The organism is Streptomyces sp. NPDC059828, assembly GCF_042731955.1.
Lineage (GTDB): Bacteria > Actinomycetota > Actinomycetes > Streptomycetales > Streptomycetaceae > Streptomyces.
This window is the reverse complement of record NZ_JBHWIW010000001.1, coordinates 158,170-170,676: the sequence shown is the minus strand read 5'-3', so window position 1 is coordinate 170,676 and position 12,507 is coordinate 158,170. Positions and strand designations below refer to the sequence as shown.

Here is a 12,507-nt window from a genome sequence, read left to right as displayed (position 1 = left end):
ACCACCACCACCGGGCACCGCGCCGTCCCGACCGCTCACCGTGAAGGTCAGGACAGCGCGCCCTTGAGCCGTTCGGTGAACTCGCCGGGAACTTCCTTGAAGTAGAAGTGACCGCCCTGGAAGACATGCATCTCGGCATCAGCGGTGGTGTGCTGGGCCCAGACCTCGGAGTCGGCGAGCGGCACCTTGGGGTCGTTGTCCGGAGCGAAGACCGAGATCGGGCAGTTCAGCTTCACGTCCGTGCCGGCCAGATAGGGCTCGATCATATGGAGATCGGCGCGGATGGCGGGCAGGATGAGCGGGGCCAGTTCGTGGTGGGCATCCAGCGTGCCGCCCTCCGTGCCCCCGAGGCCCATGATGGCGGCGAGTACGGCCGCGTCGTCCAGGTGGCGCAGCCCCGTGTCGACGCGCCTCGACGGCGCCACACACGCGGAGGCGATCAACCGCTCGGGACCGCGGCCCGTTTCCCGTTCCCCGCGCAGGGCGACCTCGAAGGCGACGACCGCGCCCATGCTGTGGCCGAAGAAATACGGGCGCTTCCCGATGACGGGGCGCAGCGCCTCGTGGATGTCGTCCGCGAGGGCGTCCATGGACGTCGGCAACTCGTCGAACAGCCTGGTCTCGCGGCCCGGGTACTGCACCACCATGACCTGGATGTCCGGGCTCAGGGCCGCGGAAAGGCCGAAGTAGTAGCTCGGCGAACCACCGGCGTGCGGGAAGCAGACCAACTGCCGCTCCGCCCCCGGTGCCGGATGGAATACACGGACCCAGACATCTCCGTCCTGCTCCGACCGCCCCACGTTTCTCCCTCCCTGGTCCTCCGCTGCCCGAGCCTTTCACATCGTGATCAAACGCGCCCCTTCCCGCTGCTCTGATCACCGAGGGTGAATGGTCGGCTCCGCCCGTTTGGTTGCGCAGGGTCAGTATCAGGCGGAGTCTGGAGCTGATGAGCCAGGCCGGTGAGGGCACGATGAGCTACGTGAGGACTGCCGCTGGGGACATCGACTTCCGTGGCCCGCTGGACGTCACGAAGGCCGCTACGTGCGTGCTCGACGCCCACGACACGGTGATCGGCTGGAGTGCCGCTGCCGGGGAACTCTTCGGCTATCCGACTGAGGAGATCATCGGCCGGCCCGTCGGCACCTTCCTGCAACCCCGGGACGCATCAGCGCGCGAGTGCGAGCGCGAGGTGCGTGTCGCCGTGCACCGGGACGGGCACCGCCTGCACCTCGTCGCCACGGTCTGCCACCTGTCCGGTACGGGGCCCGCACAGCGGATTCTCGTGGCGGCGGAGTACGCACCGCTCAGGGAATGGGAAACCCAGCTCGCGATGCTCCAGGGCCTGGCCACGCAGTCGCCCGTGGGCCTCGCCACGTACGGCACCGACCTCCGCCTCCTGTGGTGCAACGCTGTCTCCGAGGACGAACTCGGCCAGCCTCTCGAAGAGGTGCGCGGTGAGCTGGCCGAGGACCTCTACCCCCTGGGCGGTTTTGTGACGCCGGGCTACCCGGAGACCCTCCACGCGGTCATGCGGCAGGTGCTGGAGACCGGCGAACCGATTGTGGACCTGCACTTCCGTGGGGAACAGCCCAGCGAGCCCGGTCGGGAGCACGTCTGGTCCTGCTCCTACTACCGGATCCAGGGCACGGACGGGCAGGTGTTCGGGCTCTGCGAGGACGCGTTCGAGATCACGGACCGCTACCGGGCGCAGCAGCAGCTGAATCTGCTGGTCGAAGCGGGTCGGCGGGTGGGAACCACCCTGGATGTGGTCGTCACGGCCGATGAGCTGGCGGCAGTGGGGGTATCCGGGTTCGCCGACCTCGTGGAGATCGACCTCGCGCCCGCCGTGCTGGACGGCGAGATGCCCGACGCCCCGGGTCCGGCCGGCACCGAACTGATGCGCACCGCCGCGCGATCGGCCGCGGAAGGCGGCGCCACCGACACCGCGGTCGCCCGTAGCCGGCCACCCTGCCCGGTGGACTATCCCCCCGGATCGCCCCAGTACCGCAGCCTCGCCTCGGGCGGGCTCGTGCTCGTGGACGACACGCTCGTCGTGCCGCTGAGGGTCGGTGGCCGCGCCATCGGGCTCGTCACCTTCGTACGCCGTGACGGATCCGACCTCTTCGACAGCGGCGCCGTCGCGCTCGCCGACGAACTGGTCACCCGCGCCGCCGTGTCGATCGACAACGCCCGCCGCTACACCAGGGAACGCTCGGCGGCACTGGCACTCCAGCGGCAGCTTCTGCCACGGCACCTCCCGGCGAACTCCGCGGTCGACGTGGCCCACCGCTATCTGCCCACGGACGATCTGAGCGGCGTGGGAGGAGACTGGTTCGACGTCATCCCCCTGTCGGGGACCCGGATCGGTCTGGTCGTCGGGGATGTCGTCGGCCACGGGCTCCATGCCGCGGCCACCATGGGACGCCTGCGTACGACGGTCCGTGCCCTCGCCCCCACGGACCTGCCGCCCGAAGAGCTCCTGAAACGTCTCGACGACCTCGTGGGGCAGTCGGCCGCCGACGCCGGAGACGACACCGGTGCGCTTTCCGGCGACGACGACGTGGCCACGGGCGCCACCTGCCTCTACGCCGTGTACGACCCCGTGTCCCGGCGCTGCACCATGGCGCGTGCCGGTCATCTGCCGCCCGCGATCGTCGACCCCGACGGAGGGGTCAGCTTCCCGGACCTGCCGGCCGGTCCGCCGCTCGGCCTGGGCGGCCTGCCCTTCGAGTCCCATGAGCTCGAACTGCCGGTCGGAAGCCTGATCGCCCTCTTCACCGACGGTCTGGTCGAGGCGCGTGACCGGGACATCGACAAAGGCCTGGAGACCCTGGGCAGAGTTCTCAGCGAAGGCTCCGGTTCCCTGGAGGACCTCTGCGACCGCGCCATCTGCGAGCTCCTCCCCGGCAGCATGACCACCGATGACACGGCCCTCCTGCTGGTGCGCACCCGCGAACTCGACAGCCGCAGGATCGCCACCTGGAACCTGCCCGCGGAGCCGCTCGCCGCCGGCCGTGCCCGCGAACTGATCGCGGAACGACTGCGTGACTGGGAACTGGAGGAGCTGGTGTTCCCCACCGAGCTCATCGCCAGCGAACTGGTCACCAACGCGGTCAGACACGCCGAGGGTCCGCTCCATCTGCGGCTCATCCTGGACCGCACCCTGGTGTGCGAGGTCGCCGATGCTGGCCACACCGCCCCCCATCTGCGCCACAGCGCCGACGACGACGAGGGCGGGCGCGGACTGTTCATCGTCGCCCAGCTCGTCCTGCGCTGGGGGACGCGCTACAGCGACTGGGGAAAGACGATCTGGACCGAACAGACACTGCCCCGTATGGAGCGGTGAAGGCGATCGGGGGCGAGTGCCCCGGCACCTGGCAAGCTGTGGCCGACCGCTGCCGTCGCCCTGACAGTGGCCCGCCATCGATCTGCGAGGAAACCGTGCAGCCGAACACCGGCTTGGACATCCGACCCCTGACCCCGGCCGACCGCTCCGCCTGGGACCCGTTGTGGAAGGCGTACCTGGATTTCTACGACCACGTACTCGCGCCCGACGTGACCGATCTGACCTGGTCGCGCTTCATCGACCCGGCGGAGCCGATGGGGGCGCTGGGGGCATGGTCCGACGGCGCCCTGACCGGCATCTGCCACCACGTCCTGCACCGCTCCACCTGGGCCGCCGGCACCTACTGCTACCTGGAGGACCTGTTCACGGCGCCCGAGGCCCGTGGCACCGGAGTGGGCAGAGCGCTCATCGAGGCAACGGCCGTGGCGGCCAGGGAGGCGGGGGCCGAGAAGCTCTACTGGCAGACGCACCAGGACAACGCGAGCGCGCGCGCCCTGTACGACCGGGTGGCCCGGCACGAAGGCTTCCTGGTCTACGAAAGGCCGCTCACCTGACGGTGGAGGGCGCCGCACAGCGCCCCGGACGGGGCTCAGGCGACCTTCTTTGCCGGAAATGCCGAGAAAATCACGAAAAGAGGCATCCTTGTAGAAGGGGACGACGGCGATGGAAGCTCCGCCTGGAGGGGTGATCAGATGCCAGCCACCCGGCCGAGGTCGCGCTACGCATTGGATCGGGGACTCACCACCCGCATGGTGACGACGATGTTCCTGATCGGGCTGCTCTATGTGGTCTTCGTGGGCGTGCTGCTCGCCCTGCTGCGCGACTCCTGGACGATCGTCCTGCTGATCGCGGGAGGTCTCTTCATCGCGCAGTTCTGGTTCAGCGACCGGATCGCCGCCCACGCCATGGGCGCCCGCGAGGTCACCCCCGAGCAGGCGCCGGAGCTGCACGGAGTCGTCGACCGTGTCTGCGCGCTCGCCGACATGCCCAAACCCCGTGTGGCGATCGCCGACAGCGACATCCCGAACGCCTTCGCCACGGGGCGGAGCGAGAAAACCGCCCTGATCTGTGCCAGTACCGGCCTGTTGCGGCGGCTGGAGCCGGCAGAGCTGGAGGGGGTGCTCGCGCATGAGCTGTCGCATGTGGCCCACCGCGATGTCGTCGTGATGACCATCGCCTCCTTCCTCGGGGTGCTCTCGGGCGTGATGATCCGCGTCTGGCTCTACAGCGGTCTCGGGCGCAACAGCCGCGATGCCAACACCGCCATCGCGGTACTGGTGATTCCCCTGGTCAGCGCGGTGGTCTATGTGATCAGCTTTCTGCTGACCCGGCTGCTCTCGCGCTACCGCGAGCTGTCCGCCGACCGCGCCGCCGCGCTGCTGACCGGACGGCCTTCGGCGCTCGCGTCCGCGCTCGTCAAGGTGTCCGGCGAGATGGCCAGGATCCCCACCCGCGACCTGCGCAAGGCGGAGCCGTTCAACGCCTTCTGGTTCGCGCCCGCAGTCCCCGTCAAGGCGAGCCTCAGTCGGCTGCTCTCCTCGCATCCGACGCTGGAGCAGCGCCTGGACCAGCTCGGCAGGATCTCCACCGAGCTCGGCCGCTGATCACACATGGGCTTCCTCGACGCCATCCTCGGCCGCAGCAAGCCGGTACGCCCCGACCTCGACCGGCTGTTCGGGCTGCCCGCCGCCGCGGTCACCCTCCAGGCGGGCACCGGATTCCTTCCCACCGGCTGCGGCTCGGTCTGCTTCGCGGGTGTCGAGGGCGGGGCCTTCGCTCGCCTCCAGGACGACGTGCGGGAGCTTCTCGACGCCGACACCGCTCGAGCCGGATTCCCCGTCGCATACGAGCAGGACGCGTACGGGTACACCTGGCTCGTCATCCGCCGTCCCGCCGACGACATGGTCTCGCTCGTCAATGACCTGCACGCGGTCAACACCCTCCTCGAAGAAGCGGGCTTCGGACCTCAGCTGCTGTGCACGGTCGCCGGCTTCCACGATGTCCCTGCCGAACGCGCCCATGGCCGGGTTCTCGCACTGGTCTACCTCTACAAGAGGGGGGCCTTCTACCCCTTCGCCCCGCTTCCCGGAGCGGACGAGAGACGTGACAACGCGCTGGAACTCCAGGTCAGAGCGCTGCTCGGGGATGATCTGCGGATCGAGACGGAGCTGGACCGCTGGTTCCCCGTCTGGGGCGCGCCGGGTCTCGACGCATAGCCCGCCTGCCGGGCAGGGTGGCGGGGCCGGGGTGAGCCCCGTCTCATCAGGGTGGCCACCCCTTGTCTATGCAACTCGTTGCATAGAAGATCGGCGCCATGGCGCTCGACCACGCGATCCTCGTCTCCCTGCTGGAGAACCCGGGCTCCGGCTATGAGCTCGCCCGCCGGTTCGAGCGGTCCTTCGGCTACTTCTGGACCGCCACCCACCAGCAGATCTACCGCGTCCTCAAGCGCATGGAGAGCGACGGCCTGCTCGTCGTCCGCGACGTACCGCAGCAAGGGCGACCGGACAAGAAGGAGTACTCGGTCGCGGAGCCCGGTCGCGCCGAGCTCTCCGGGTGGCTGCACCAGCCGATCGAGCCCGAGAGCGTACGGCATGAACTCGCCGTGAAGATCCGTGGCGCCGCCTTCGACGACCCCGCCGTACTGATCCGCGAGGTCGAGCGGCATCGCCAGGCGCACCGGGACCGCCTCGCGCGCTATCTCTCCGGTGAGACCCGCGACTTCACCGGACCCGACGCCCCCACCCCGCTGGACACGGGCCAGGAACTCCAGCACGTCGTGCTGCGCGGCGGCATCGCGTACGAGCGGATGACGATCGAATGGCTCGACGACGTGCTCGGCACCCTGCGCCGCCTCGGCGCGGCCCGTCAGTCCCCCTGAAGTGCCCGCCTCCCCCCACCCGCAGTCCGCACCACCCGCAACCGTCCAGCCCCGAGACCCGGAAGGCGACCATCCATGGCTGACCCGCTGCTGTTCAACCCCCGCACCTACGACCCGGCGCACTTCGACCCCGAGACCCGCAGGCTGCTGCGCGCCACGGTCGACTGGTTCGAGGCGCGCGGCAAGCGCAAGCTGATAGAGGACTACCGCACCCGCGCCTGGCTCGCGGACTTCCTCGACTTCTCCGCCAAGGAAGGCCTCTTCGCCACCTTCCTCACCCCGGCAGCCGCCGCGGGCAACGAGAACCAGCGCTGGGACACCGCCCGGATCGCCGCGCTCAACGAGATCTTCGGCTTCTACGGGCTCGACTACTGGTACGCCTGGCAGGTGACCATCCTCGGTCTCGGTCCGGTCTGGCAGAGCGACAACGAGGCGGCTCGCTCCCGCGCGGCCGAACTCCTCGATCAGGGTGAGGTCTTCGCCTTCGGTCTGTCCGAGAAGGCGCACGGCGCCGACATCTACTCCACCGACATGCTGCTGGAATCCGATGGCAACGGCGGTTTCCTCGCCACGGGTTCCAAGTACTACATCGGCAACGGCAACGCGGCCGGACTCGTCTCGGTCTTCGGCCGTCGCACCGACGTCGAAGGCCCCGACGGCTATGTCTTCTTCGCCGCCGACAGCCGCCACTCGGCCTACCACCTGGTGAAGAACGTCGTCGACTCGTCGAAGTACGTCAGTGAGTTCCGCCTGGAGAACTACCCGGTCGCCGCCGAGGACATCCTGCACACCGGTCGCGCCGCCTTCGACGCCGCGCTGAACACCGTCAACGTCGGCAAGTTCAACCTCTGCACCGCCTCGATCGGCATCTGCGAGCACGCGATGTACGAGGCCGTCACCCATGCGCAGAACCGCATCCTCTACGGCCGCCCGGTGACCGCCTTCCCGCATGTGCGCCGTGAGCTCGCCGACGCGTACGTCCGGCTCGTCGGGATGAAGCTGTTCAGCGACCGCGCCGTCGACTACTTCCGCTCCGCCGGCCCCGACGACCGCCGCTACCTGCTGTTCAACCCGATGACCAAGATGAAGGTGACCACCGAGGGCGAGAAGGTCATCGACCTCATGTGGGACGTGATCGCGGCCAAGGGCTTCGAGAAGGACACCTACTTCGCCCAGGCCGCCACCGAGATCCGTGGGCTGCCCAAGCTGGAGGGCACGGTCCACGTCAACCTGGCGCTGATCCTCAAGTTCATGCGCAACCACCTGCTGGAGCCGCTGGAGTACCCCGCGGTGCCCACCCGTCTCGACGCCGCCGACGACGAGTTCCTCTTCCAGCAGGGGCCCGCCCGCGGTCTGGGCTCCGTGCGCTTCCACGACTGGCGCCCGGCCTACGACGGCTACGCCCACGTCCCCAACGTCGCCCGCTTCCGGGAGCAGGCCGACGCCCTGTGCGAGTTCGTGACCACCGCCGCGCCCGACGAGCGGCAGAGCCGTGATCTCGATCTGCTGCTCGCCGTCGGCCAGCTCTTCGCCCTGGTCGTGCACGGCCAGCTGATCCTGGAGCAGGCCCGGCTCACCGAGCTGGACGAGGACGTGCTCGACGAACTGTTCTCCGTCCTCGTCCGTGACTTCTCGGCGCACGCGGTCGAGCTGCACGGCAAGGACTCCGCCACCGAGCAGCAGCAGCGCTGGGCGCTCGGCGCGGTCCGCCGCCCCGTGGTCGACGAGGCTCGTGCCACGCGGGTGTGGGAGCGGGTCGAGGCGCTGTCGGGCGCCTACGAGATGGCTCCGTAACACCCTCACGCAGGAGCCGGATGGGAGGGCCCCTGGTTCACCGGTACCGCCCGGAGAGCCAGGGGCCCTCTGGCTGCGCGGGCTCGACCGGGGGCCCGTGCAAGATCGAACAGTGTGCGGGTTAGCATATGAGCACCGCCTAGCTCGAAAGATAATCCTGTGACTGTCAACGAGGACTCGTTCACAAACTGGAAGAACCGCGAGGAGATCGCGGAGTCGATGATCCCGATCATCGGGAAGCTGCACCGGGAGCGGGACGTCACCGTCCTCCTCCACAGCCGCTCCCTGGTGAACAAGTCGGTGGTCAGCATCCTGAAGACGCACCGGTTCGCACGGCAGATCGCGGGCGAGGAGCTCTCGGTCACCGACACCCTGCCGTTCCTCCAGGCGCTCACCACGCTCGATCTCGGCCCCTCCCAGATCGACATCGGCATGCTCGCCGCCACGCACAAGGCCGACGACCGCGGTCTCTCGGCCGCGGAGTTCACCGCCGAAGCAGTCGCCGGCGCCACCGGCGCCAACAAGATCGAGCGCCGCGAGGGGCGCGACGTCGTGCTCTACGGCTTCGGCCGTATCGGCCGGCTCGTCGCCCGGCTGCTGATCGAGAAGGCAGGCTCCGGCAACGGCCTGCGGCTGCGCGCCATCGTCGTCCGCCGGGGCGGTGACCAGGACATCGTCAAGCGCGCCTCGCTGCTGCGCCGGGACTCCATCCACGGCCAGTTCCAGGGCACGATCACCGTCGACGAGGCGACCAGCACCATCGTCGCCAACGGCAACGAGATCAAGGTCATCTACGCGGGTGACCCGTCGGAGGTCGACTACACGGCCTACGGCATCAAGGACGCCATCCTCATCGACAACACGGGCAAGTGGCGGGACCGCGAGGGTCTGTCCAAGCACCTGCGCCCCGGTATCGACAAGGTCGTGCTGACCGCCCCGGGCAAGGGCGACGTCCCCAACATCGTGCACGGCGTCAACCACGACACGATCAAGCCGGACGAGCAGATCCTTTCCTGCGCGTCCTGCACCACCAACGCGATCGTCCCGCCGCTGAAGGCGATGGCGGACGAGTACGGGGTGCTGCGCGGCCACGTGGAGACGGTCCACTCGTTCACGAACGACCAGAACCTGCTGGACAACTACCACAAGGCCGACCGCCGCGGCCGCTCGGCGCCGCTCAACATGGTCATCACCGAGACCGGCGCCGCCTCCGCTGTCGCGAAGGCGCTGCCCGACCTCAAGGCCCCGATCACCGGCAGCTCCATCCGGGTCCCGGTGCCGGACGTCTCCATCGCGATCCTCAGCCTGCGGCTCGGCCGCGAGGCCACCCGCGAGGAGGTCCTCGACTACCTCCGCAAGGTCTCGCTGACCTCGCCGCTCAAGCGCCAGATCGACTTCACCAGCGCCCCCGACGCGGTCTCCAACGACTTCATCGGCTCGCGCCACGCCTCGATCGTCGACGCGGGCGCCACCAAGGTCGACGGCGACAGCGCGATCCTCTACCTCTGGTACGACAACGAGTTCGGCTACTCGTGCCAGGTCATCCGGGTCGTCCAGCACGTCTCCGGCGTGGAGTACCCGACCTACCCGGCTCCGGTGGTCTGACCCGGGACCTCGTGCCGCTGGGGCGGTGACCGATCCGTAAGGGCATCGGTCACCGCCCCAGGTCTTTCCCGGAGCCGGGGGAGGAATCCTTCTCAGAGCCGGGCCGAGGAGCCCTCGCCGATCAGCACCGAGAGGTCCACACTCTGCGCCAACCGGGCGTACCCGGCGTCGTTGGGGTGGAGATGGTCGCCCGAGTCATACGCCGGATCGAGCCGGTCCTGGGCGTACGGGTCGCGCAGGGCCCGGTCGAAGTCGAGCACGGCGTCGAAGACCGCACCCGCGCGGATCGCGGTGTTCACTTCCTGCCGCACGGCTTCCAGGGCCGGGGTGTACCGGCGGTGGCCCTCGAAGGGCATCAGTGTGGCGCCGACGACCCGCAGCCCACGGGCACGTGCCCGCTCGGTGAGCATCCGCAGCGCGGCCGTCAGCTCCCCGGGGTCCGCAGGGCGGGGCGGGCGGATGATGTCGTTGATACCCAGAGCGATGACGACGACCCGGGTACCGGGACGGTCGAACACATCGCGCTCGAAGCGGGACAGCCCGCTCGGCCCTGTGCCGTCGCTGAGCACCCGGTTGCCGCTGATGCCCTGGTTCACCACCCCGTACTCCCAGCGGCCGTTGCGCAGCCGCTCGGCCAGCCGGTCCGGCCAGCGGCGGTCGGCGTCCGGGGTCGAACCTGCGCCGTCGGTGAGTGAGTCGCCGATGGCGACCACCGTGCCGCGGACGGCACGATCGCGTACGTCCACGGCCGTCAGGTAGTGCCAGGACGAGGTGCGCCGGGTGTAGGCGGCGCCATCCGTGTCCCGCGTGCGGTCGCCGTACGCGAGGTACGAGGTCTGCCGGGCCCGCGCGTGCAGGGTGACCAGGCCCGGTCCGGGCCCCTCGACATGCACCGTGACCAGCAGCTTCCCGTCCTCGGGTACGGGCAGCCGCGCGGCGTCGCTGACGACCTGCCCGCCCACCGGTACCGCGATGGACCGCTGCCCGTCGAACAGCACCTCGCGCAGGGTGCCGGGAAGCGCGTCGGCGCCGCCCGCAGCGACGGCGACGGTCGCGTGCCCGATGTGCAGGGGCGCGGTCCCGAAGAGATTGGAGAGCGTCACCCTCGCCTGACCGCCGCCGACGCTGGTGTGCACGACATTGCGCACGGAGTACGCGCCGACAGGGGCGGCCACCGCTTTCCCGGGCGCAGCCGACCACGTACCCGCCCAGCCGCCCGTGCCGACGGCCTGCGCCGTCGTGCCACCGGTCCCGTCGGCGCCGCCGCTGTTCCCGGCCTCAAACGGTCCGCTGTGTCCCCTGTTGACGAAAGTGACGGTGGTGATGATGGTGCCGCAGATCAGCAGTGTCAGGGTGATGAGCGCGGCGAACAGGCCGTATCCGGCCCGCTGGATTTTCATGTGCACATCATCCGATACGGTCGCGCGACCCCGGTGAGCGCCCCCTGATCCAGCTTTCCGTACGGGCGTGCTAAGTCCTGCCCGGGCGGACGTGTGTGAGCCGGTCAGGCGACTCGCGCGCGGGTCAGCACGCAGGTCAGCCCGTCCCGGCCGGGGCCGTGGTGAGAATGCGGGCGGGACCGGTGACGTCCGGGAACCGGCGTGCGGAAGGAGCAGCGGAATGGGCAACGAGACCCTGATGCGACAGATCCTCGACTACGGCAGCCGATCCGATCCGTATCCGCTCTACGCGGAGCTCCGCAAGACGCCGGTGTGCAGGCAGGACGACGGCGTCTACACCATCAGCACCTACCCCGAACTGCTGGCCCTGCTCCACGACCCCCGCCTCACCTCCACGCACGCGGACCAGGAGGCCGCCGCGGGCGGGCAGTTCCCGCCCGCCTTCATCGGTATGGACCCACCCGAGCACGACCGGGTCCGCGGTCTGACCATGCGCCAGTTCGGGCCGCCCCACTCGCCCCGCCTCATCGCGGAGCTGCGGCCCGACCTCGAGGCGACCGTCGCGCGGCTGATCGACGCCTTTCCCAACGGGGGCGAGCTCGATCTGGTCGACTCCTTCGCCTACCCCTTCCCCGTGACGGCCATCTGCCGTCTCCTCGGGGTGCCCCACGAGGACGAACCCCGCTTCCGGGCATGGGCCGACAAACTGGTGGCCTCCATCGACCCGAGGCCCGGCGAGGACCCGTCCATCAGGTTGCAGGAAGGCGCCGGGACCAGAAAGGAACTGGCCTTCTACATCAACGAACTGATCGACAGCGGCCGCGGTAACTCCAACGGCATGCTCACCCTCCTGGCCGAGGACCATGAGGCGCAGGGCGGACCGCTCAGCCGGCTGGAACTGGTGGTCACCGCGGTCCTGCTGCTGATCGCCGGTCATGAGACCACGGTCAACCTGATCACCAACGGCATGCTGACCCTGCTGCGCCGCCCGGACGTGTTCGAGCGGCTGCGCCGTGAGCCGGAGATCGCCCCCCGGCTGGTCGAGGAGCTGCTGCGGTTCGAGCCCCCGGTGCAGATCATTCCCCGGCGCGGCGCGCTGACGGACATCGAGGTCGGCGGTGTCACCATCCCCGAGGGCTCCACGGTCGCCCTGGTGCTGGCATCGGGCAACCGCGACCCGCAGCGCTTCCCCGACCCGGACCGCTTCGACCCCGACCGCCCGGACGTCGAGCACCTCGGTTTCGGCAGCGGGATCCACAGCTGCTTCGGCGCCCCGCTGGCGCGCCTGGAGGGACAGATCGCGCTCACCGAGCTGGTCCGCAGGCTCGACAACCCCCGCCTGATCGAGGACCCCCCGCCCTACCGCACCAGCGCCGTACTGCGCGGACCGAGGCACCTTCCCATCACCTTCGACGGGCTGCGTCCCTGACTGCACCCGTTAGGACGGTTATGGGGCCCGGGTACGACGGGGAAGGAATGGC

Annotated in this window: 10 protein-coding genes; 8 read left to right on the top strand and 2 right to left on the bottom strand. The window is 69.5% G+C overall.

Annotation, left to right across the window (positions count from 1 at the left end):
* Nucleotides 1-47 precede the first annotated feature (47 nt).
* The gene (locus tag ACFV6V_RS00645) at nt 48-800 is read right to left on the bottom strand and encodes a thioesterase II family protein (RefSeq protein WP_385556936.1); all 753 of its coding nucleotides are present in this window, start codon (nt 798-800) and stop codon (nt 48-50) included.
* A gap of 170 nt (nt 801-970) precedes the next feature.
* Here ACFV6V_RS00645 and ACFV6V_RS00640 point away from each other — a divergent pair, with 170 nt between their 5' ends.
* The 7 genes from ACFV6V_RS00640 to ACFV6V_RS00610 all read left to right on the top strand — a co-directional run bounded on the left by ACFV6V_RS00640 (nt 971) and on the right by ACFV6V_RS00610 (nt 9,626).
* Nucleotides 971-3,346: a SpoIIE family protein phosphatase gene (locus ACFV6V_RS00640; RefSeq protein ID WP_385557133.1), complete on the top strand. Its 2,376-nt coding sequence runs from the start codon at nt 971-973 to the stop codon at nt 3,344-3,346.
* Between the two features lie 95 nt (nt 3,347-3,441).
* Nucleotides 3,442-3,900, top strand: coding sequence for a GNAT family N-acetyltransferase (locus ACFV6V_RS00635; RefSeq protein ID WP_385556933.1), 459 nt, complete (start codon nt 3,442-3,444; stop codon nt 3,898-3,900).
* A gap of 138 nt (nt 3,901-4,038) precedes the next feature.
* Nucleotides 4,039-4,950, top strand: coding sequence for a zinc metalloprotease HtpX (gene htpX / locus ACFV6V_RS00630; protein ID WP_385556931.1), 912 nt, complete (start codon nt 4,039-4,041; stop codon nt 4,948-4,950).
* Between the two features lie 6 nt (nt 4,951-4,956).
* Nucleotides 4,957-5,562, top strand: coding sequence for a hypothetical protein (locus ACFV6V_RS00625; protein WP_385556929.1), 606 nt, complete (start codon nt 4,957-4,959; stop codon nt 5,560-5,562).
* 98 nt (nt 5,563-5,660) lie between these two features.
* Nucleotides 5,661-6,227 (top strand): PadR family transcriptional regulator, encoded by a 567-nt coding sequence (locus ACFV6V_RS00620; RefSeq protein WP_385556926.1) that lies wholly within the window; start codon nt 5,661-5,663, stop codon nt 6,225-6,227.
* Between the two features lie 75 nt (nt 6,228-6,302).
* Nucleotides 6,303-8,021: an acyl-CoA dehydrogenase family protein gene (locus ACFV6V_RS00615; protein ID WP_385556923.1), complete on the top strand. Its 1,719-nt coding sequence runs from the start codon at nt 6,303-6,305 to the stop codon at nt 8,019-8,021.
* A 159-nt stretch (nt 8,022-8,180) separates the two neighbouring features.
* Nucleotides 8,181-9,626, top strand: a complete 1,446-nt coding sequence (locus ACFV6V_RS00610; RefSeq protein ID WP_385556920.1) for a glyceraldehyde-3-phosphate dehydrogenase — start codon at nt 8,181-8,183, stop codon at nt 9,624-9,626.
* A gap of 92 nt (nt 9,627-9,718) precedes the next feature.
* Here the strand turns inward: ACFV6V_RS00610 and ACFV6V_RS00605 are convergent, their stop codons facing one another.
* Nucleotides 9,719-11,026, bottom strand: a complete 1,308-nt coding sequence (locus ACFV6V_RS00605; protein ID WP_385556917.1) for an SGNH/GDSL hydrolase family protein — start codon at nt 11,024-11,026, stop codon at nt 9,719-9,721.
* A gap of 220 nt (nt 11,027-11,246) precedes the next feature.
* On the opposite strand from ACFV6V_RS00605, the gene ACFV6V_RS00600 reads away from it, so the two are divergent.
* On the top strand, nt 11,247-12,455 hold the full coding sequence (locus tag ACFV6V_RS00600; RefSeq protein WP_385556914.1) for a cytochrome P450: 1,209 nt from the start codon (nt 11,247-11,249) through the stop codon (nt 12,453-12,455).
* The last annotated feature ends 52 nt before the right edge of the window (nt 12,456-12,507 follow it).

What these genes read in the sequence shown, in the direction of transcription:
- ACFV6V_RS00605 (WP_385556917.1), bottom strand. Translation starts at nt 11,026, where the DNA reads ATGAAAATCCAGCGGGCCGGATACGGCCTGTTCGCCGCGCTCATCACC.
- htpX (WP_385556931.1), top strand. Translation starts at nt 4,039, where the DNA reads ATGCCAGCCACCCGGCCGAGGTCGCGCTACGCATTGGATCGGGGACTC.
- ACFV6V_RS00620 (WP_385556926.1), top strand. Translation starts at nt 5,661, where the DNA reads ATGGCGCTCGACCACGCGATCCTCGTCTCCCTGCTGGAGAACCCGGGC.
- ACFV6V_RS00640 (WP_385557133.1), top strand. Translation starts at nt 971, where the DNA reads ATGAGCTACGTGAGGACTGCCGCTGGGGACATCGACTTCCGTGGCCCG.
- ACFV6V_RS00615 (WP_385556923.1), top strand. Translation starts at nt 6,303, where the DNA reads ATGGCTGACCCGCTGCTGTTCAACCCCCGCACCTACGACCCGGCGCAC.
- ACFV6V_RS00600 (WP_385556914.1), top strand. Translation starts at nt 11,247, where the DNA reads ATGGGCAACGAGACCCTGATGCGACAGATCCTCGACTACGGCAGCCGA.
- ACFV6V_RS00625 (WP_385556929.1), top strand. Translation starts at nt 4,957, where the DNA reads ATGGGCTTCCTCGACGCCATCCTCGGCCGCAGCAAGCCGGTACGCCCC.